23 protein-coding genes, 1 tRNA gene, 1 pseudogene and 1 riboswitch are annotated in these 19,443 nt (G+C 70.5%); of the genes and pseudogenes, 9 read left to right on the forward strand and 16 right to left on the reverse strand.

Annotation, left to right across the window (positions count from 1 at the left end; all coding sequences use genetic code 11):
• Positions 1-108: 108 nt before the first annotated feature.
• Positions 109-879 carry a DUF1707 SHOCT-like domain-containing protein gene (locus tag OG389_RS14305; RefSeq protein ID WP_328298864.1) on the reverse strand — a complete coding sequence of 257 codons (771 nt, stop codon included), beginning with the start codon at positions 877-879 and terminating at the stop codon, positions 109-111.
• A gap of 238 nt (positions 880-1,117) precedes the next feature.
• Here OG389_RS14305 and OG389_RS14310 point away from each other — a divergent pair, with 238 nt between their 5' ends.
• Entirely contained in the window at positions 1,118-2,017 is a 900-nt protein-coding gene (locus tag OG389_RS14310; protein ID WP_328298865.1) for an aminoglycoside phosphotransferase family protein, read from the forward strand.
• A gap of 41 nt (positions 2,018-2,058) precedes the next feature.
• Here the strand turns inward: OG389_RS14310 and OG389_RS14315 are convergent, their stop codons facing one another.
• The 3 genes from OG389_RS14315 to OG389_RS14325 are packed head-to-tail and all read right to left on the reverse strand — an operon-like array spanning position 2,059 to position 4,771.
• Positions 2,059-3,027 carry an ABC transporter ATP-binding protein gene (locus tag OG389_RS14315; RefSeq protein WP_328298866.1) on the reverse strand — a complete coding sequence of 323 codons (969 nt, stop codon included), beginning with the start codon at positions 3,025-3,027 and terminating at the stop codon, positions 2,059-2,061.
• 6 nt (positions 3,028-3,033) lie between these two features.
• Positions 3,034-3,915, reverse strand: coding sequence for an ABC transporter permease (locus tag OG389_RS14320; RefSeq protein WP_443059271.1), 882 nt, complete (start codon positions 3,913-3,915; stop codon positions 3,034-3,036).
• Entirely contained in the window at positions 3,908-4,771 is an 864-nt protein-coding gene (locus tag OG389_RS14325) for an ABC transporter permease (RefSeq protein WP_328298867.1), read from the reverse strand. Before OG389_RS14325 ends, OG389_RS14320 begins: the two co-directional genes overlap by 8 nt.
• 186 nt (positions 4,772-4,957) lie before the next feature.
• On the opposite strand from OG389_RS14325, the gene OG389_RS14330 reads away from it, so the two are divergent.
• Positions 4,958-7,456, forward strand: a complete 2,499-nt coding sequence (locus OG389_RS14330) for a transglycosylase domain-containing protein (protein WP_328298868.1) — start codon at positions 4,958-4,960, stop codon at positions 7,454-7,456.
• A gap of 58 nt (positions 7,457-7,514) precedes the next feature.
• Here the strand turns inward: OG389_RS14330 and OG389_RS14335 are convergent, their stop codons facing one another.
• The 3 genes from OG389_RS14335 to OG389_RS14345 all read right to left on the reverse strand — a co-directional run bounded on the left by OG389_RS14335 (position 7,515) and on the right by OG389_RS14345 (position 8,730).
• Positions 7,515-7,835, reverse strand: a complete 321-nt coding sequence (locus OG389_RS14335) for a DMT family transporter (protein ID WP_328298869.1) — start codon at positions 7,833-7,835, stop codon at positions 7,515-7,517.
• A 31-nt stretch (positions 7,836-7,866) separates the two neighbouring features.
• Positions 7,867-7,957: riboswitch (guanidine-III (ykkC-III) riboswitch) on the reverse strand.
• Positions 7,958-8,021: 64 nt separating this feature from the next.
• On the reverse strand, positions 8,022-8,366 hold the full coding sequence (locus tag OG389_RS14340; protein WP_328298870.1) for a GroES family chaperonin: 345 nt from the start codon (positions 8,364-8,366) through the stop codon (positions 8,022-8,024).
• Positions 8,367-8,412: 46 nt separating this feature from the next.
• Complete coding sequence (locus OG389_RS14345) at positions 8,413-8,730, reverse strand: DUF3618 domain-containing protein (protein WP_328298871.1); 318 nt, start codon at positions 8,728-8,730, stop codon at positions 8,413-8,415.
• A 113-nt stretch (positions 8,731-8,843) separates the two neighbouring features.
• On the opposite strand from OG389_RS14345, the gene bcp reads away from it, so the two are divergent.
• The 3 genes from bcp to OG389_RS14360 all read left to right on the forward strand — a co-directional run bounded on the left by bcp (position 8,844) and on the right by OG389_RS14360 (position 9,822).
• Positions 8,844-9,311, forward strand: coding sequence for a thioredoxin-dependent thiol peroxidase (gene bcp, locus OG389_RS14350; protein WP_250741149.1), 468 nt, complete (start codon positions 8,844-8,846; stop codon positions 9,309-9,311).
• Between the two features lie 55 nt (positions 9,312-9,366).
• Positions 9,367-9,690 (forward strand): HNH endonuclease, encoded by a 324-nt coding sequence (locus OG389_RS14355; protein WP_328298872.1) that lies wholly within the window; start codon positions 9,367-9,369, stop codon positions 9,688-9,690.
• Positions 9,691-9,738: 48 nt separating this feature from the next.
• Positions 9,739-9,822, forward strand: a tRNA-Leu gene (locus tag OG389_RS14360).
• Between the two features lie 64 nt (positions 9,823-9,886).
• Here the strand turns inward: OG389_RS14360 and rdgB are convergent.
• From rdgB to OG389_RS14380, 4 genes and pseudogenes are all read right to left on the reverse strand, one after another.
• Positions 9,887-10,513 carry an RdgB/HAM1 family non-canonical purine NTP pyrophosphatase gene (rdgB, locus tag OG389_RS14365; protein ID WP_328298873.1) on the reverse strand — a complete coding sequence of 209 codons (627 nt, stop codon included), beginning with the start codon at positions 10,511-10,513 and terminating at the stop codon, positions 9,887-9,889.
• 32 nt (positions 10,514-10,545) lie between these two features.
• Positions 10,546-10,932: a hypothetical protein gene (locus OG389_RS14370; protein WP_328298874.1), complete on the reverse strand. Its 387-nt coding sequence runs from the start codon at positions 10,930-10,932 to the stop codon at positions 10,546-10,548.
• Positions 10,933-11,080: 148 nt separating this feature from the next.
• Positions 11,081-11,812 (reverse strand): ribonuclease PH, encoded by a 732-nt coding sequence (gene rph, locus OG389_RS14375; RefSeq protein WP_328298875.1) that lies wholly within the window; start codon positions 11,810-11,812, stop codon positions 11,081-11,083.
• Positions 11,813-11,916: 104 nt separating this feature from the next.
• Positions 11,917-12,153 (reverse strand): annotated as a pseudogene (locus tag OG389_RS14380) (glucose PTS transporter subunit EIIB); the annotation flags it as partial.
• Between the two features lie 274 nt (positions 12,154-12,427).
• On the opposite strand from OG389_RS14380, the gene OG389_RS14385 reads away from it, so the two are divergent.
• Together OG389_RS14385 and OG389_RS14390 are read left to right on the forward strand one after the other, a co-directional pair.
• Entirely contained in the window at positions 12,428-13,729 is a 1,302-nt protein-coding gene (locus OG389_RS14385; RefSeq protein WP_328298876.1) for a PTS transporter subunit EIIC, read from the forward strand.
• A 420-nt stretch (positions 13,730-14,149) separates the two neighbouring features.
• On the forward strand, positions 14,150-15,415 hold the full coding sequence (locus OG389_RS14390; protein ID WP_328298877.1) for a PTS transporter subunit EIIC: 1,266 nt from the start codon (positions 14,150-14,152) through the stop codon (positions 15,413-15,415).
• A gap of 81 nt (positions 15,416-15,496) precedes the next feature.
• Here the strand turns inward: OG389_RS14390 and OG389_RS14395 are convergent, their stop codons facing one another.
• Positions 15,497-16,249, reverse strand: a complete 753-nt coding sequence (locus tag OG389_RS14395) for an MBL fold metallo-hydrolase (protein ID WP_328298878.1) — start codon at positions 16,247-16,249, stop codon at positions 15,497-15,499.
• Between the two features lie 229 nt (positions 16,250-16,478).
• Between OG389_RS14395 and OG389_RS14400 the strand changes: the two genes are divergently transcribed.
• Complete coding sequence (locus OG389_RS14400; RefSeq protein ID WP_328298879.1) at positions 16,479-16,880, forward strand: hypothetical protein; 402 nt, start codon at positions 16,479-16,481, stop codon at positions 16,878-16,880.
• Positions 16,844-17,221 carry a DUF488 domain-containing protein gene (locus OG389_RS14405; protein WP_328298880.1) on the forward strand — a complete coding sequence of 126 codons (378 nt, stop codon included), beginning with the start codon at positions 16,844-16,846 and terminating at the stop codon, positions 17,219-17,221. The genes OG389_RS14400 and OG389_RS14405 overlap by 37 nt, the downstream gene beginning before the upstream one ends.
• A gap of 240 nt (positions 17,222-17,461) precedes the next feature.
• Here OG389_RS14405 and OG389_RS14410 read toward each other — a convergent pair whose 3' ends face one another.
• From OG389_RS14410 to OG389_RS14425, 4 genes are all read right to left on the reverse strand, one after another.
• A complete protein-coding gene (locus tag OG389_RS14410; RefSeq protein WP_328298881.1) occupies positions 17,462-18,412 on the reverse strand; it encodes a PLP-dependent cysteine synthase family protein in 951 nt (316 codons plus the stop codon).
• Positions 18,412-18,699, reverse strand: a complete 288-nt coding sequence (locus OG389_RS14415) for a MoaD/ThiS family protein (RefSeq protein WP_328298882.1) — start codon at positions 18,697-18,699, stop codon at positions 18,412-18,414. Before OG389_RS14415 ends, OG389_RS14410 begins: the two co-directional genes overlap by 1 nt.
• 89 nt (positions 18,700-18,788) lie before the next feature.
• A complete protein-coding gene (locus OG389_RS14420) occupies positions 18,789-18,896 on the reverse strand; it encodes a putative leader peptide (RefSeq protein WP_323182362.1) in 108 nt (35 codons plus the stop codon).
• A 111-nt stretch (positions 18,897-19,007) separates the two neighbouring features.
• A complete protein-coding gene (locus OG389_RS14425; protein WP_328298883.1) occupies positions 19,008-19,430 on the reverse strand; it encodes a M67 family metallopeptidase in 423 nt (140 codons plus the stop codon).
• Positions 19,431-19,443 lie beyond the last annotated feature (13 nt).

Genomic DNA, 19,443 nt, shown 5'->3' on the forward strand with positions numbered 1-19,443 from the left:
ACTCCCGGGGCGCCTGGAGAGTTCCCGGCGCGCCGTCCGCGTCCCCCGTCTCAGTCCGCGCCCGCGACGCCCCGGCGCGCCCGCCCCGACCCTCGCCCCACCCCCGCCCTACAGCTCCTTGCGCTGCTTCGCCTTGCGGACCTGCGCCGACTTCGGCTGCTTGACCTTGATCTCCACCCCGCCCCAGAAGGCGAAGCCCGTCACGACCACCCGCGGAGCCCCCGGCTGCAGCGGCCCGGGGCTGTCGCGCTGGTCGAAGGCGCCCATCACGCCGATGCCGCGTACGTCGACCTCGACGCCCGGCGGCACGGTGATCTCGATGCCGCCCATGACGGCCACGCAGTTGATCACGACCTCGCGCTGCGCGAAGTTCGCCTCGCGCAGGTCGATCTCGCCGCCGCCCCAGAACGCCACCGCGTGGAAAAGGGCGGGGACGGTCCAGTTGCCCTTGCGCTGGAAGCCCGACATGACCGCGACGGCCATGGCCGGGCCGCCCGCCGAGCCGCCGCCCACGATCCGGGCGGGCCACGCGGAGTCCGGACCCGCCGCCGGCGCGGCCTTCGTCAGGCCGACCGGGGCAGCCGCCACCGGGGCAGCCGTACCGAGCGCGGGCAGGTCCCGGGTGAGCGGCTCGAGCTCCGCGTACGTACGGGACGTGTACGCCGCCTCCAGCCGCTCCTCGAACTCGTCCATGTCGAGGCGGCCCTCGGCGACGGCGTCCCGCAGCCGGTCCACCACCCGCTCCCGGTCCGCGTCCGACGCCCTCAGCTCCGGCAGCGCCTGCTCGGGCGACAGCCTCTCGGGCGACGACCTCTCGGGCAACGGACGTTCGGACAACGGCTTCTCGGGCAACGACTTCTCAGGCCGCTCGTCACTCATGAGGACCAGCCTAAGCAGTCGGACGCGGGAGTTGGTATGGCATGAACCCGGCTCCGACTCAGGGTTCTCCCTGATGTAACCCCACCCCAGGTGCGCAGATGGACCGATGAGCGGCAAATCGGTTGACCGGCGGGGCCGGACGGGCTGCGATGGGACCGACCGCCGCCGCGCGGCCGGAGAACGGAACCGGAACCGGAACCGGAGCAGGATCAGGAGCAGAAGCAGAGGAGTCGCTGCCGTGGTGAGTGCGAGAACGCCGGAGGTCCGCCCCACGATCGATGCCGTGCTCGTCAGGCGGCTGCTCGACGCACAGTTCCCGCAGTGGGCCGCACTGCCCCTGACGCTGGTGGACCCGGCCGGATCCGATCACGTGATCTACCGGCTCGGTGGGGAACTGGCCGTACGACTGCCGCGCAGCGCCTATGCCGTCGGCCAGGCCGAGAAGGAGTTCCGGTGGCTGCCCCGGCTCGCGCCGCACCTTCCCCTGGCGGTCCCGGTACCGGTCGCGGTGGGCGAGCCGGGCCTCGGCCTTCCCTGGCCGTGGGGGGTGGCCCGCTGGCTGGAGGGCGAGGTCGCGACCGCCGACGCACTGGGCGATTCCTCCGCCGCCGCGGTCGCGCTGGCACGGTTCCTGGCCGCCCTGCAACGATTCGCGCCCGCGGCCGTCCCGGCCGCGACCGCCCACGACGGGCTCTGCGGGTGGTCACTGTCCGACCGGGACCGCGCGACGCGGTCCGCCATCGCCGAGGTCGACGGCGTCTTCGACGCCCGGGCGATGACCGCGCTGTGGGACGCCGCCATGAGCGCCCCGGGATGGGGCCGGGCACCCGTCTGGTTCCACGGCGACTTCCACACCGGGAACCTGCTGGCCACGGACGGCCGCCCGAGCGCCGTCATCGACTTCGGTGGCCTCGGCATCGGCGACCCGGCCTGCGACCTGATGATCGCCTTCACCCTGATGACCGCCCGCGGCCGCTCCGCCTTCCGCGACGCGCTCGGCACGGACGACGCCACCTGGCTACGGGGCCGCGGCTGGGCCCTGGCCACCGGCCTGAACGCCTACACCGCCCACGCCGCCACCGACCCCCGGGTCGCCGCACAGACCACGCGGCAGATCAACGCGGCCCTCCTCGGGTGAAGCCCCCTGGACGGCCCGCCGGCCCGCTTCCGCTGGGCGGCCTACCCCCGCCCCGCGTACATCCGCGCGATCACGTCCTCGATGTCCGGCTCCCGCACCGACAGGTCCAGCAGCGGATACCGCGCCGCCACCGCAGCCACCAGCGGAGCCGCCGAAGCCCTCGCCGGGAAGGCCAGCCACTGCCGGGCACCCTCCACCTTCACCACCCGCGCCCCCGCCACCTCGATCGGCGCGAGCTCCCGCTCCAGGTCCACCACCAGCGTCCGCTCGCTCTCCCCCGCCCCGCCCGCCGTGTGCAGCCCGCCCAGCGAGCCGTCGTACACCAGCCGCCCGTGGTCGATCACCATCACCCGCTCGCACAGCTGCTCGATGTCCTGGAGGTCGTGGGTGGTCAGCAGCACCGTGGTGCCGAGCTCCTCGTTCAGCTGCCGCAGGAAGCTCCGTACGCTCGCCTTGCTCACCACGTCCAGCCCGATCGTCGGCTCGTCCAGATACAACACGTCGGGATCGTGCAGCAGCGCCGCCGCGATGTCCCCGCGCATCCGCTGCCCCAGCGACAGCTGCCGTACCGGTACGTCGAGCAGGTCGGCCAGGTCGAGCCGGTCCACGCAGCGCTCCATGTTCTCCGCGAACCGCGCCGCCGGGATCCGGTACATCCGCCGCATCAGCCCGTACGAGTCCTTCAGCGGCAGGTCCCACCACAGCGTCGTGCGCTGCCCGAACACCACCCCGATCCGGTGCGCGAGGCGCAGCCGCTCCCGCGCCGGGTCGATGCCGGCGACGCGCAGCCGGCCGCCGCTCGGCGTGAGGATGCCGGTCAGCATCTTGATCGTGGTCGACTTGCCGGCGCCGTTGGGCCCGATGTAGCCGACCATCTCACCGCGCGCCACCTCGAAGCTGATCCCGTCCACGGCCCTGACCTGCCGTTTCTCCCGACGCATCAGGCCCACGCGGCGCCGTACGTCAAAGACCTTCTCGACCCCGTCCAAAGAAATCAGCGCATCCGACACGCCTGCTCAGCTCCCCGTGCTCCGGTACGAACGAACCCCCGCGCGCCATGCCAGCGACGCGGGCACGAACACCACGAGGGCCACCAACGGGCTCAGGTACGCCACCCACCCCGGCAGCCCCAGCGGATCGGGCCGCCCCAGCACGTGCAGTGCGGGCAGCCAGTTGACGAAGGCGAGCGGCACGACGAAGGTCACCCCGCGCAGCAGGTCCTTCGCGAAGACGGTCGGCGGATACATGAGCATGGTGCAGCCGCCGTAGGTGAACGAGTTCTGCACCTCCGCCGCGTCCCCGGCGACGAACTGGAAGGCCGCCCCGGCCACCATCACCGCCCCGAAGATCGCCGCCCCGGCGGTGATCATCACGGGCACCATCAACACCTTGCCGGCCGTCCAGTGCAGTTGGTCCAGCTCCGAGACCGCCCAACCCAGCACCCCCAGGCCCTGCGCGATCCGTCCCAGCCGGCGCAGCGCGAAGCGGTCGGCCGCGACCTGGGCGAGTACCGGGACCGGGCGGACCAGCATGGTGTCGAGCGAGCCGTCGCGGACCCGGGCGCCGATCCGGTCGGTGTTGCCGAGCAGCAGGTCGGCCAGGCCCAGTGAGGCCGAGGAGGACCCGTACAGCAGGGCGATCTCGGGCAGCGTGAAGCCGCCCAGCTCGTCCACGTGCGAGAACATGATGTAGACCGCGACGAAGTCCAGGAGGGTGATCGCCGCGTTCCCGAAGGTGGAGAGGAAGAAGGACGTGCGGTACGTCATCGTCGACCGGATCCACATCGCGGCGATCAGGCCGTAGCCGCGCAGGCCCTCCACGGCCCGGTTCCGCCGGGGCGGCGGCGCCCACACCGGCCGGTCCCGTGCGGGAGCCGCCTCGGCCACCCGCTCAGCCACCCTGGACCACCACCTTCCGCGTCGCTGCCGACTGCACCAGCCGGCCCAGCCCCAGCAGCACCAGCGCCCATCCGGCCTGGAACCCGAGCGCCCGCACGACTCCCGCCGCGGCAGCCCCCGCCCCCGACCCGGCACGGGCCCCGCTCCCCGCTCCCGCGCCGAGCAGGACGTCGGCCGGTACCTGGAGCATCGCCGCCCAGGGCAGGACACGGACGAACTCCCCGAAGCCGCCGGGGAACACGGTCAGCGGCAGCAGCATCCCGGAGAAGAAGATGGAGACGACCGTGGCCATCATGTTGATCCCCGTCCCCTCCATCAGCCAGAACGCCGCCAGCCCCAGCAGGTAGCGCAGCGCGAAGCTCACCACCAGGCCGAGGAGCACGGAGACCAGGAACAGCAGCCAGCGCAGCGGATCGGCAGGCAGCGCGAGGTCGAAGACGAGCGCGCCGAACGCCAGCGGTACGACGCCGCGGCCCAGGAGTTGGAACCCCGCCCGGCCCAGGTCACCCGCGAGCCACCACAGCTGCAGATCGGCCGGACGGTACAGGTCGACGGCGATGTCACCCGTGCGGACGCGTTCCTGGAACTCCTCCTGAAAGCCTCCGCCGATCAGCGCCCCGGCGGCGAGCAGCCCCTGGCTGACCCACATGAACGTGAGTGCCTGCGACTGGTCGTAGCCGCCGAGTCCGGGCCGCTCGTCCCAGAGCGCGATGTACGTGTAGGAGAGGATGAAACCGAACACGGTGTTGGTGAACACCCCTGCCGCGGTGGCCGTCCCGTAGGTGGCGTACCTACGGAAACCCCCGGCCGCGACCGCCCCGTAGAGCCCGGCTCGCCGAGCGGCTCCCTCGCTCACCGCATCCCTCCGTTTCCCATGTCGTCGCTGCGTCGTTCCTACGTCGGCCAAAGCCGCGCGAGCTTAGTGCGGAGGGGCGATCCATGCGATCGATTTACGCCCGTTCGGAGCGGAACCGACGGCCATCGGGTAGACAGCATGAGGTACAGATGTGGATATTTCGTACGGCGCCGAGGAGTCCCGGAGATGAGCGACCCGTCACCACCGCCCGGCTGGGCCCCTCGCGATCCCGATACGCCCGCCGCCTCCACCGGGCAGCAGGCCGACGGCGCGGACCCGGGCCCGCCACCTGGGGGCCCGGCCACGCCCAAGGAGGCCAGGAAGGCGGAGAAGCAGCGGGCCAGGGCGGCGAAGAAGGCCGGGCGCAAGCGCACCGGCTGGCGCCGCCTCATCCCGACCTGGCGCATGGCCCTGGGAGCGTTCCTGCTGGTCGCCCTGGTGGGTATGGGCGCCCTGGTCGCCGGCTACCTGCTGGTCCACATCCCGCCCGCCAACGCGGGCGCCGTCGCGCAGTCCAACGTGTACCTCTACACCGACGGTTCCCAGCTCGCGCGCGACGGCGAAGTCAACCGCGTCAACGTGCCGCTCTCCCAGGTCCCACGGACCGTCCAGGAGACCGTACTGGCCGCCGAGGACCGTGACTTCTACTCCGAACGGGCGGTGGACCCTGCCGCGATGCTCCGTGCCGCGTGGAACACCGCGACCGGCAAGGGCACCCAGTCCGGTTCGACCATCACCCAGCAGTACGTCAAGAACTACTACCTGGGCCAGGAACAGACGATCAAGCGGAAGGTGAAGGAGTTCTTCATCGCGATCAAACTCGGTCGCGAGAAGTCGAAGGACTACATCCTCGAGGGGTACCTGAACACCAGTTACTTCGGCCGCAACGCCTACGGCATCCAGGCCGCGGCCCAGGCGTACTACGGCAAGGACGTCGGCAAGCTCACCACCGCCGAGGGCGCCTACCTCGCCACGCTCCTCAACTCCCCCAGCGCCTTCGACGTCGTCGCCCACCCACAGGGCCGCGCACGCGCCCTCGCCCGCTGGAACTACGTGCTCGACGGCATGGTCAAGAAGGGCTGGATGACCACCCCCGAGCGCACGGCCACGCGGTTCCCCGAGCCCGGCAAGATCCGCCCGGCCGCCGGACTCTCCGGACAGCGCGGCTACCTCGTCGAGGCCATCAAGGACTACATCGTCGAGAACAAGATCCTCGACGACAAGACCCTCGCCGAGGGCGGCTACCGGATCACCACGACCATCGACAAGACCCGCCAGAGCGCCATCGTCGACGCCGTCAACGACAGGATGGTCAGCAAGCTCGACCCCGGGAAGGTCAAGGCCGACCGCGTCGTACGCACCGGCGCCGTCTCCATCGACCCGGCGACCGGCAAGGTCGTCGCCATGTACGGCGGCATCGACTACACCAAGCAGTACGTCAACAACGCCACCCGGCACGACTACCAAGTGGCCTCCACCTTCAAGCCGTTCGTCTTCGCCTCCGCCGTGCAGAACGACTCCCGCACCCAGGAAGGCCGCCTGATCACCCCCTACACGATCTACAGCGGAGACAACAAGCGGCGCGTCGTCGGCACCCGGATCTACTACGCGCCCGAGAACGAGGGGCAGCTCAGCTACGGCAACATCACCGTCAACACCGCGACCGACCTCTCCGTCAACGCCGTCTTCGCCCAGATGGTCGTCGACGTCGGCACCGACAAGGTCAAGCAGACCGCCCTCGCCCTCGGCATCCCCGAGAACACCCCGAACCTCGTCGCGGGACCGGCCATGGCGCTGGGCACCATGCAGGCCAGCGTCCTGGACATGACCCAGGCCTACGCGACCCTGGCCGACCACGGCCGCCGCACGCCCTACACCTTCGTGGAGAAGATCACCAAGGCGGACGACTCCGTCCCCCTCCCGCACCGCGACCGGACCCAGGCCGTCAGTCGCGAAGCCGCCGACACCACCACGTCCATGCTGGTCAGCGTCGTGGACAACGGCACCGGTACGGCCGCCCTCGCCGCCGGCCACCCCGCCGCGGGCAAGACGGGCACCGGCGAGGACGACCGCTCGGCCTGGTTCGCGGCGTACACCCCCGACCTGGTCACCGTCGTCTCGATGATGGGCCAGGACCCGGACACCGGCTCCCTGGAATCCCTCTACGGAGCCCTCGGCGAGGCCCGCATCGGCGGCGGCGGCTACCCGGCCCGGATCTGGGCGCAGTACACGAAGAAGGCCCTGGCCGACAACGACCCCCAGGACTTCGACCTGGAGCTCATGCAGGGCGCCAGCCAGCCCCCGCTGCAGCTGAACCCGAACGAGCCGCCGGAGGACAACCCGGGCGAACGCCCCTCGGGCCGACCGTCCCGCCCGAACCGGGTCCCGCCCACGGGCGGACGGACGGACGGGGGACGCACGGACGGAGGACAGAACACGGGCGGCCGGAACACCGGGGGCCAGAACACCGGAGGCCAGAACACCGGGGGCCAGACCGACGGAGGCCAGAACACCGGCGGCCAGAACACCGGAGGCCAGACGACCGGAGGCGAAGCCGACGGAGGCCAGACCAACGGCGGCCAGACGACCGGGGGCCAGACCGCCCCAGGCACCACGACCGGCGCCCGGGGCGGCGTCAGCGAGGGACCGCGGGGCCTGCGCCCACCGGCGGACTTCCTGGAATAGCCCGGTCCGGAACAGCGGGTACGGAACCGCCGGTCCGGACCAGCCCTGGCCGGCCGACTCAGTGACCGGAGGTCGCCTTCAGCCCCACGACGGCGACCAGCAGCAGACAGATGAAGAAGATCCGGGCGGCGGTGACGGGCTCCCCCAGCACCGCCATACCGAGCACCGCCGCCCCGGCCGCACCGATGCCGACCCACACCCCGTACGCCGTACCGATCGGCAGGGTCTTGGCGGCGTACGACAGCAGCACCATGCTCGCCACGATGCCGGCGCCGGTGAACACGCTCGGCCAGAGCCGGGTGAACCCCTCGGTGAACTTCATGCCGATCGACCAGCCCACTTCGAGCAGACCGGCGAGAAGAAGCAGGATCCAGGCCATGACAGGCACCTCCGGAACGAGAGCGGAACGGGGTGCGTCGTCTTGTCATGCAGCCATCGCCACAGCGGCGGCCACCCGGTACGGCGCGTCTCGTCGGGGGTTCCCCACCACCGTAGCAAAACCGAACGAAAAGGGCCGGTGACCCCGGTCACCGGCCCCGCACCTTCGATGCGGATCTCTGGATCCTCAGAGATAGAGCCCCGTGGAGTCGTCCGACCCCTCCAGCCGCTCGGCGGCCACGGCGTGCAGGTCCCGCTCGCGCATCAGCACGTACGTGGCCCCGCGCACCTCCACCTCGGCCCGGTCCTCCGGGTCGTACAGGACCCGGTCCCCCGGCTCGACCGTCCGTACGTTCTGCCCGATCGCGACCACCACGGCCCAGGCCAGCCGCTTGCCCACCGCGGCCGTCGCCGGGATCAGGATGCCGCCGCCCGAGCGCCGCTCGCCCTCCGGCGAATCGGACTTCACGAGCACGCGGTCGTGGAGCATGCGGATGGGCAGCTTGTCGTGGGTGGTGGTGTTCTCGCTCACGCCCCGAACCTACCCGCCCGCGCCCGGCCCGCACCCCCCAGGGTCATCAGCGCTTGCGGCGCGCCGACACCACGAGCAGGCCCACGACACCGACCGCGAGCAGCGCGACCGGCACGATCCGCTCGACGCGCGGGGCTCCGTCCTCGTGGCGCAGCCCGTCACGGGCATCGGTGACGAGGCGGTTCACCGTCGCCACGGCACGGCCGACGGTGTGGTCGACGGCGCCGACCACCTTCGCCTTGGCGTCCCCGATGATGGTCTGGGGGTGCATGCGCACGCCGATCTCGTCGAGCGTCTCGGCGAGCTGCTCGCGGCGGCGGACGATGTCCGCCTCGATCTGTGCGGGGGTCCTGGCTTGCGGCACCGCGCTGCCTCCGTCGTCATGGTCGGTCACATGGGGGCGTAGCCCACCGTGAACAGTCTGTCAGCAGCTTAGTCTCGAGACCGTACCGATCCCCTCTTGAGGAGACTGTTGAGATGAGCGAGCGACTTGAGCCGGGCGACATCGCCCCCGCCTTCACCCTGCCCGACGCGGACGGCAACGAGATCTCGCTCGCCGACCACAAGGGCCGCAAGGTCATCGTGTACTTCTACCCGGCCGCGCTGACGCCGGGCTGCACGAAGCAGGCCTGCGACTTCACGGACAACCTCGCGGTCCTGGCCACGGCCGGCTACGACGTCATCGGCGTCTCGCCCGACAAGCCGGAGAAGCTGGCGAAGTTCCGCGAGCAGGAGCACCTGAAGGTCACCCTGGTCGGCGACCCCTCGAAGGAGGTCCTGACGGCGTACGGGGCGTTCGGCGAGAAGAAGCTGTACGGCAAGACGGTCACCGGGGTCATCCGCTCCACGGTGATCGTCGACGAGGAGGGCAAGGTCGAGCGCGCCCTCTACAACGTCAAGGCCACGGGCCACGTAGCCAAGATCATCAAGGACCTGGGCATCTGACCCCGCCCTTCCTTCCAGCGCGGCCCGCACCCCCACCGGGTGCGGGCCGCGCCGCTTGTCGGACGAAATCGGCCGTGCCTGTCCGCCTATCGGCCCGTCGCTCCGTACGAGGGCCGCACGCGCGGCCGAACCGGAGGGGATCGATGACCGACCCGTACGACCAAGACACCCCGTTCCATGTGTCTGCGCAAGCCGCGGGAATCCAAGGGAGTGGCTCGGGCAGCCGATCACCCTCCACATCGATCACATCAGCGGGAACCGGCTCGACAACCGGCGCGAAAACCTCCGCTACCTGTGCCCCAACTGTCACAGCCTGACCGACACGTGGTGCCGCAAGGGCGGCCCCAAGTCCTTCGACTCCCGGACTCCGGGCCCGTAGACTGGGCACTGCCCAGTCGGAGCTAATGTCCAAATCGGGCACAATATCGCGGTTGTGGTGGAATTGGCAGTCACGCTTGGTTTAGGTCCAAGTGGGGTAAAACCCGTGGGGGTTCGAGTCCCCCCAACCGCACGTTCACGGCGAAGGCCCCGTACGCAGATGTTCGCGTACGGGGCCTTCGCCGCGCGGAGAGGCCTCAGCCCAGCAGTTCCCGGACCACCGGGACCAGGGCGCGGAAGGCCTGGCCGCGGTGGGAGATGGCGTTCTTCTCCGCCGCCGTGAGTTCCGCGCAGGTGCGCGACTCGCCCGCGGGCTGGAGGATCGGGTCGTAGCCGAAGCCGCCCGTGCCCGCCGGGGTGTGGCGCAGGGTGCCGGGGAGGCGGCCGTCGACGACGCGTTCCGTGCCGTCCGGGAGGGCGAGGGCGGCCGCGCAGAAGAAGTGGGCGCCGCGGTGGGCGTCGCCGATGTCCCCGAGCTGCGCCAGCAGGAGCGCGAGGTTCGCGGCGTCGTCGCCGTGGGCGCCGGCCCAGCGGGCCGAGAAGATGCCGGGGGCGCCGCCCAGGACGTCCACGCAGAGGCCCGAGTCGTCGGCGACGGCCGGCAGGCCGGTGGCCTGGGCGAGGGCGTGGGCCTTGAGGAGGGCGTTCTCGGCGAAGGTGACGCCGGTCTCCTTGACGTCCGGGATCTCCGGGTACGCGTCCGCGCCGACCAGCTCGTGCGGCAGGCCGGCGTCGGACAGGATGGCGCGGAGTTCGGTGACCTTGCCCGCGTTGCGGGTGGCCAGGATCAGGCGGCTGGGCGAGGGCGTCGGCGTCGAGGTCATGACGCCATTATCCCGGGCGCCCCCGCGGTGTTTTATCCCGGTGTGCAGACCTTCGAGATCTCCTTCGCGGCGTCCGCGACCGGGGTGATGTCCGGGGCGGAGTTGCCGTTCTGGAGCGAGGTGCGGACGTTCGTGACGGCCGTGTTCATCGAGGAGATGGCCTTGCTGAGGTCGGCGTTGTCCGTCTGGTCGCCGACCTTCTTGAGGTTGGCCTCGATCTGGTTGAGCGCGTTCTGGGCGTCCTGCGGGCTGTTGCCGGCCTGGGAGACCGCCTGCTGGAGGTCGTTGGCGCCGTCGGTGATGGCTACGGCCGTGCTCGCGCAGTCCATGGCCGTGGAGATCGCGTCGCAGGAGGTGATCGCGGGTATGGCGAGGGCTGCCGTCAGGGCAACGGCTGCCAGGCGGTACTTCGGCTTCACTTCGGCCCCCAGTAGAGGATTCGGATACGTGGACGGGCGCACGGCTTTGACACCGTGCGCCCGTACCGCAGGAGACGCGCGGACGCGCCGCGCGGTTGCCGCGGGGAGGGCGTCACCGAGGACGCCCCTAGCGCTTTCGCGACAGACCCTAGAGGGTGAGCTCCAGGGCGCTCAGCTGGAGGGCCTCCAGGTCGGCGCAGCCGCCGGCGGCCAGGTCGAGGAGGGCGTTGAGTTCCTTGCGGTCGAAGGGCTCGCCCTCCGCCGTGCCCTGGACCTCGACGAAGCGGCCGTCGCCGGTGCAGACCACGTTCATGTCGGTCTCGGCGCGCACGTCCTCCTCGTAGCAGAGGTCGAGGAGCGGGACCCCGTCGACGATGCCGACGCTGACGGCGGCCACCGTGCCGGTCAGGGGCTTGCGGCCGGCCTTGATCAGCTTCTTCTGCTGGCCCCAGGAGATGGCGTCGGCCAGGGCCACGTAGGCGCCGGTGATGGCCGCGGTGCGGGTGCCGCCGTCGGCCTGGAGGACGTCGCAGTCCAGGACGATGGTGTTCTCGCCGAGCGCCTTGTAGTCGATGACGGCGCGCAGCGAGCGGCCGATCAGGCGGGAGATCTCGTGGGTGCGGCCGCCGATCTTGCCGCGTACGGATTCGCGGTCGCCGCGGGTGTTGGTGGCGCGGGGCAGCATCGAGTACTCGGAGGTGACCCAGCCTTCGCCGCTCCCCTTGCGCCAGCGCGGGACGCCTTCGCTGAAGGAGGCGGTGCAGAAGACCTTGGTGTCCCCGAAGGAGACGAGGACGGAGCCCTCTGCGTGCTTGCTCCATCCGCGTTCGATGGTGACCGGGCGGAGCTGTTCGGGCGTACGGCCGTCGATGCGAGACATGGCACCGAGCCTAGTCGGTGCGGGCGCGCGAAAAGACCCCGTCCGGGTGCGTCCGGGCGGGGTCTCGTCGTGCAGACGGGTGTGTGCGAGCCGGTGGGCTCAGCTCACATCATGTCTTCGATGTCGGCGGCGATCGGGTCGGCGTCGGTGCCGATGACGACCTGGATCGCGGTGCCCATCTTGACGACGCCGTGGGCGCCGGCGGCCTTCAGGGCGGCCTCGTCGACCTTGCTCGGGTCGATGACCTCGGTGCGCAGGCGGGTGATGCAGCCTTCGACCTCTTCGATGTTCTCGATGCCGCCGAGCCCGGCGACGATCTTCTCAGCCTTGGTGGCCATGTGTTTCTCCCTGAGTTCTACGAAGAACGAGTCTCGGCGGCCGCCGTTGTGCGTTGGCCGGCGGGTGGTGCGGCTGACCGACCTGCGTGGTCCGCTTCGTCACGGTAACCCACGATTGGCGCAGTTACGCGGGCATCTGCCCGGCATCTGGCCAATGATGACGATCAGCACCAACCTGCCCTCGGGCGGGTGGAATGCGACCGCGACACAAGTGGTCTACACCAGTGTGCCGCAAGTGTCGCGGCTGCCAAAAACGGGCCGGTCAGGGAGGACGCGGATGAGCGCGAGCAGCGCTGCGGCAGTGCCACAGCAGAAGTGGTGGAACGGCATGTTCCAAGGGCTGCAGAAGATGGGGCGGAGCCTCCAGCTGCCGATCGCCGTGCTGCCCGCGGCGGGCATCCTGAACCGGCTGGGCCAGGACGACGTGTTCGGCAAGGACGGCCTGGGCTGGACGGACGTCGCCAAGGTCATGGCGGCCGCGGGCGGGGCCCTGCTCAATGCGGACATCGGCCTGCCGCTGCTGTTCTGCATCGGCGTCTCGATCGGCATGGCCAAGAAGGCGGACGGCTCGACCGCGCTCGCGGCGGTGGTCGGCTTCCTCGTCTACCGCAGCGTGCTGCACGCCTTCCCCAAGTCCTGCCCGGCGGGGACCAAGGACATCAAGGGCGCCTGCCTGGGGGCCGGCGACGCCTTCGTCGAGTACACCTACCAGAACCCGGGGGTGTTCGGCGGCATCATCATGGGCCTGCTGGCCTCCTGGTTCTGGCAGCGCTACCACCGGGTCAAGCTGGTCGACTGGCTCGGCTTCTTCAACGGCCGGCGCCTGGTCCCGATCATCATGACCTTCGTGGCGATCGCGTTCGCCGTGATCTGCCTGTGGATCTGGCCGCCGATCGGCAGCGCGCTGGAGAGCTTCTCGGACTGGCTCGTGGGTCTGGGGTCGTTGGGCGCCGGCATCTTCGGCGTCGCGAACCGCGCGCTGCTGGTGATCGGCCTGCACCAGTTCCTGAACGTGCCGGTGTGGTTCCAGTTCGGCAGTTACACCAAGCCGGACGGCCAGACCGTGCACGGCGACATCCCGATGTTCCTCGCGGGCGACCCGGGTGCGGGACAGTTCACCACCGGCTTCTTCCCGATCATGATGTTCGCCCTCCCGGCGGCGGCGCTGGCGATCACGCACTGCGCGAAGCCGGCCCGGCGCAAGGAGGTCGGCGGTCTGATGCTGTCGGTCGGTCTGACCTCCTTCGTCACCGGCATCACCGAGCCGCTGGAGTACTCGTTCCTCTTCCTGGCGCCGCTGCTGTACGCGGTGCACGCGGTGCTGACGGGCGTGTCGATGGCGGTGACGTGGGCCTTCGGGGTCAAGGACGGGTTCAGCTTCTCGGCGGGCCTGATCGACTACGTCATCAACTGGAGCCTGGCGACGAAGCCCTGGATGATCATTCCGATCGGGCTCTGCTTCGCGGTCGTCTACTACGCGATCTTCCGCTTCGCGATCACCAAGTGGGACATCAAGACGCCCGGCCGGGAGTCGGACGAGGAGATCGCGGTGATGCAGGCGGAGAACACCAAGGCATAGCCGGCGCCCTACGACCGATGCCCCCGCGGCCGCCCGCCGGGACCTCCGGCCCCCGCCGGCCCCCGCCGGGCGCCGTTCGAGCCGGACCCGAAGCCCCCGTGAGCCTCGGCGAAGGACCCGCGCGGGGCCGGTCGAAGGCCCCTCCCGAAATGCCATAAGCCCTGCTCAGGGCGCCCATATGAGAGTCGAAGGCCCTCGGACCCACAGAGTCCGAGGGCCTTTGTCGTGTATGCCCGAGTGTGTCCTGCCCCACGAAACCGGAGGGTTCCTTACCTGAACCTCACGTGCTAAAACTGGTCTACACCACTGAGTGGTGTAGACCACGTAGGCCTTTAGGCCCGGGGTCCTCCCCTTTCCTGAGACGCCGCCACCCCCCTTTTCCATGTCCCCTGGCAGCGCCTTGTCCACTGGAGGAAGTTGATGAGTACGGCCACCGCCGCTCCCGCCAAGAAGCGGGGCTCCGGCCTGATCCAGGGTCTGCAGAAGGTCGGCCGCAGCCTTCAGCTGCCCATCGCCGTCCTGCCGGCCGCGGGTATCCTGCTGCGCCTCGGCCAGCCCGACGTCTTCGGCAAGGACGGCCTCGGCTGGGGCAAGGTCGCCACGGTGTTCGCCACCGCCGGTGACGCCGTCTTCGCCAACCTGCCGCTGCTCTTCTGCATCGGTGTCGCCATCGGCTTCGCCAAGAAGGCCGACGGCTCGACCGCCCTCGCGGCGCTCGTCGGGTACCTGGTTTACAAGAACGTCCTCACCGCCTTCCCGGTGACCGAGGCCGTCATCAACACCACCGAGAACAAGGGTGTGGACGTCGCCGCGACGTACAACAACCCCGGCGTCCTCGGCGGCATCATCATGGGTCTGCTCGCCGCAGTCCTGTGGCAGCGCTTCCACCGCACGAAGCTGGTGGACTGGCTCGGCTTCTTCAACGGCCGCCGCCTGGTCCCGATCGTCATGGCCTTCGTCGGCGTCCTCGCCGGTGTCTTCTTCGGCCTGGCCTGGGAGCCGATCGGTGAGCTCATCACCAACTTCGGCGAGTGGATGACCGGCCTCGGCTCCATCGGTGCGGGCCTCTTCGGTCTCATCAACCGCGCGCTGATCCCGATCGGCATGCACCAGTTCGTCAACACCGTCGCCTGGTTCCAGATCGGTGACTTCACCGACGCCGCAGGCGCGGTCGTGCACGGTGACCTGAACCGCTTCTGGGCCGGCGACGCCAGCGCCGGGCAGTTCATGACCGGCTTCTTCCCGATCATGATGTTCGGCCTCCCGGCCGCCGCCCTGGCCATCGCGCACTCCGCTCGTCCGGAGCGCCGCAAGGCCGTCACCGGCATGATGGTCTCGCTCGCCCTCACCTCGTTCGTCACGGGTGTCACCGAGCCGATCGAGTTCTCCTTCATGTTCATCGCGCCGGTCCTGTACGCCATCCACGCGGTGCTGACCGCCGTGTCCATGGCCGTCACCTGGGCGCTCGGGGTCCACGCGGGCTTCACCTTCTCCGCCGGCCTGATCGACCTGGGCCTCGGCTGGAACAAGGCCACGTCCCCCTGGATGATCATCCCGATCGGCCTCGTCTTCGCCGCGATCTACTACTTCGGCTTCCGCTTCGCGATCACGAAGTTCAACCTTCCGACGCCGGGCCGCGAGTCCGACGAGGAGCTCGCCGAGATGGAGAAGGCCGAGGCCAAGTAGGTCTCCCGCCCGCACCACGACGAAGCCCCCGCTCTCCCGGAAGGGAGGGCGGGGGCTTCGTCGTGATCGCGTCCGAACCGGTCAGACCTCGTAGACCGCGCCCGCGTACGCCAGGTCCACCGGGCCGTCGTACACCGCGCGGGCGTCGGCCAGGTTCCGCTCGGCGTCCGTCCACGGCGGGATGTGGGTCAGGACGAGCCGGCCGACGCGGCCGCCGTGGGCGAACTCCCCGGCCTCGCGACCGTTGAGGTGGAGGTCCGGGACGTCCTCCTTGCCGTGCGTGAAGGAGGCCTCGCACAGGAACAGGTCGGTGCCCTCGGCGAGCAGCCCCAGCTCGTCGCAGACACCGGTGTCGCCGGAGTACGTCAGTGAGCGGCCGCCGTGCTCGACGCGGATCCCGTAGGACTCGACCGGGTGGCAGACCCTCTCGGTGCGGATCTGGAACGGGCCGATCTCGAAGCTGCCGGACTTCAGGGTCCGGAAGTCGAAGACCTCGCTCATGGAGCGCTCGTCGGGGACGTCCTCGTAGGCCGTGGACAGCCGCTTCTCGGTGCCCTCGGGACCGTAGACGGGGATGGTGCCGCAGCGGCCGCCCTCGTGGCGGTAGTAGCGGGCGACGAAGTACGCGCACATGTCGATGCAGTGATCGGCGTGCAGGTGGCTGAGGAAGATCGCGTCGAGATCGTAGAGCCCGATGTGCCGCTGCAGATCGCCGAGGGCGCCGTTGCCCATGTCGAGGAGCAGCCGGAAGCCGTCGGCCTCGACGAGGTAGCTCGAACAGGCCGATTCCGCGGACGGGAACGAACCCGAACAGCCGACGACGGTGAGCTTCATGGAGCGTGAACCTCCGTGGACGGTCCGTGGACGGAATGCGGGCCGTGCGTGCGTCGAGCGTAAGGCGCGAAACGTCCGGTCGCTCCTCCGCGGCGGGCCGTTGTGGGGGGAATCACCTGTGCTGTCACCCGGGGGAGCGACGGGGCGGATGCGGGTTGCCGTGGGGGCGGGGTCGTGGCCGCCGTGCGGCTGCCGTGCCGCGGGGTCCTGGCGCGACTACGGTCGGAGTATGGACACGTCCTGGTGGCCGGCGGCCGCCGCGGTGGTGGCCGTGGTCCTGCTGGTGCTGATCCCCCGGCGGGCGCGGCGGCCCGCGGTTCCGCCGCACGGACCGGGACCGCCGCCGCGGCCGGATGCCGGTGAGCTGTGGTCCCTGGCGGACGGACGGCCCTGTCTGGTGCTGGGCGTACGGGGCCACCGGGTGCGGTTCGCGCGGATCACCGGGAAGTACGACGACCGGCACGCCGGGGTGATCCCGCTGCCGCCGGGAGTGGTGGGGTCGCGGGGCGCGTTCCTGGAGGCGGACCGGGTGGTGGAGGTGTCGGTATGGGAGTTCACGCGGGCGCGGCGGCTGGGGACGGTGGATCCGGCGGTGTGGGACGAGGTGAAGGGACTGGGCTCGTCCGGCTGAAGCGGATCTACGATCCCCCCGAGCCGGGGGTGGACGGCCTGCGGGTGCTCGTGGACCGGCTGTGGCCGCGGGGGCTGTCGAAGGAGGCGGCGGGGGTCGACGACTGGGCGAAGGACGTCGCGCCGTCGACGGAGCTGCGGAAGTGGTTCCACGGGGGTGGCTCCGCGGAGGAGTTCCGCGAGCGGTACCGCGCCGAGCTCGGGGCGCAGGAGGCGGTGGTGGAGCTCGCCCGGCTGCGGGGGCTCGCGGCGGCCGGGCCGGTGACACTGCTGACCGCTGTGAAGGACCCGGCGGCGAGCCACGCCGCCGTACTGGCCGCGCTGCTGGCGCCTGCTTCGTGAGGCGCCGCGTGCCTTCTTGACGCGCCGCTCGCAGCCGCTCGGCCCAGGCGTGCCTCCTGGGCTCCCGGGCGTCGCGCCGCTGCGCCGGGCTTCGTCCGACGGGTACTGGGCGGGGGTGCGGCCCGGACCCTTCTGGGGCTCCGCCCCGGACCCCGCGCCTCGAACGCCGGCGGGGCTGGATTCATCCAGCCCCGCCGGCGTTCGAGGCGATCTTTGCGCCGCGCCCGAAAGCGGCGGCGGCTAGGCCCAGAGCTGGCCCTGGAGGACCTCGATGGCCTCTTCCGTCGTTGCCGCCGTGTAGACGCCCGTCGAGAGGTACTTCCAGCCGCCGTCGGCCACGACGAAGACGATGTCCGCCGACTCGCCCGCCGCCACGGCCTTGCGGCCCACACCGATCGCCGCGTGCAGGGCCGCGCCCGTGGAGACGCCCGCGAAGATGCCCTCCTGCTGGAGCAGCTCCCGCGTGCGGGTGACCGCGTCCGCCGAGCCCACCGAGAAGCGGGTCGTCAGGACCGACGGGTCGTACAGCTCGGGGACGAAGCCCTCGTCGAGGTTGCGCAGGCCGTAGACGAGGTCGTCGTAGCGCGGTTCCGCCGCCACGATCCGGACGCCGGGCACGTGCTCGCGCAGGTAGCGGCCCACGCCCATGAGGGTGCCCGTGGTGCCGAGGCCCGCCACGAAGTGGGTGATCGAGGGGAGGTCGGCCAGGATCTCGGGACCGGTGGTCGCGTAGTGGGCGCCCGCGTTGTCCGGGTTGCCGTACTGGTAGAGCATCACCCAGTCCGGGTGCTCCGCCGCCAGTTCCTTGGCGACGCGGACGGCGGTGTTCGAGCCGCCCGCCGCCGGCGACGGGATGATTTCGGCTCCCCACATGGCCAGCAGGTCGCGCCGCTCCTGCGAGGTGTTCTCCGGCATGACGCACACGATCCGGTAGCCCTTGAGCTTCGCCGCCATCGCCAGGGAGATGCCGGTGTTGCCGGAGGTGGGCTCCAGGATCGTGCAGCCGGGGAACAGCCGGCCGTCCTTCTCGGCCTGCTCGACCATGTGGAGCGCGGGGCGGTCCTTGATCGAGCCGGTCGGGTTGCGGTCCTCCAGCTTCGCCCAGATCCGCACGTCGGCGGAGGGCGAGAGCCGGGGCAGCCGCACGAGCGGCGTGTTGCCGACCGCGGCCAGTGGGGAGTCGTAGCGCATTACTTCGATCCGCCGGCTACGGCCGGGAGGATGGTGACGTTGTCGCCGTCCTTGAGCGCGGTGGAGATGCCGTCGAGGAAGCGGACGTCCTCGTCGTTGAGGTAGACGTTGACGAAGCGGCGCAGTTCCCCGCCCTTCGCCTCGTCGACGATGCGCTCCTGGATGCCCTTGTGGCGGGTCTCCAGGTCCGTGAACAGCTCGGACAGGGTCGCGCCCTCACCCGTGACGGCCTTCTCGCCGTCGGTGTAGGTACGGAGGATGGTGGGGATGCGGACCTCGATGGCCATGGCAGGCTCCAGTCAGGATGGTGGGACAAGGCGGGCGAAGCGGAGGCGGGCGTGAGCGGCACGGCCCCCCGCGCGGGGGGCTCAGGGGCTCAGGCCGCAGTACAGATGGCGCTGGCGAGGCGGCACAGGTCGACGTGCAGCCGCGCCACAAGCAGCAGCCTGCCGGGCGTCTCGATGCTCACGTCGTGGGAAACCATGCGGTCATGTTAACGATTCCCGGCCCCTGGTTTGGAGTGTGATCCCGCATCGTGGACGAATACCGCTCACATACTGGTCAGTAGGCGTTCGTCCACTCCTCGGGCACCTCGTCAGTAGGTCTCGACCACCCGTACTTCTTCCTCGGTGATCACGCCTTCGACGATCCGGTACGACCGGAACTGGAACTCCCCGAGGCCGTCCTGGTCCGCCGTGGAGACCAGCACGTAGTGCGCGCCGGGCTCGTTCGCGTAGGTGACGTCCGTGCGCGAGGGGTAGGCCTCGGTGGCGGTGTGCGAGTGGTAGACGACGACGGGATCCTCGTCCCGGTCGTCCAGGTCGCGGTAGAGCTTCAGCAGGTCCTTCGAGTCGAACTCGTAGAACGTGGGCGAACGGGCCGCGTTCAGCATCGGTACGAACCGCTCCGGGCGGTCGGTGCCCGCCGGGCCGGCCACCACGCCGCAGGCCTCGTCGGGGTGGTCCTGGCGCGCGTGCGCGACGATCTGGTCATGGAGGGCCTGGGTGATGGTCAGCATGGGCGACAGGATA

Source organism: Streptomyces sp. NBC_00435 (assembly GCF_036014235.1).
Lineage (GTDB): Bacteria > Actinomycetota > Actinomycetes > Streptomycetales > Streptomycetaceae > Streptomyces.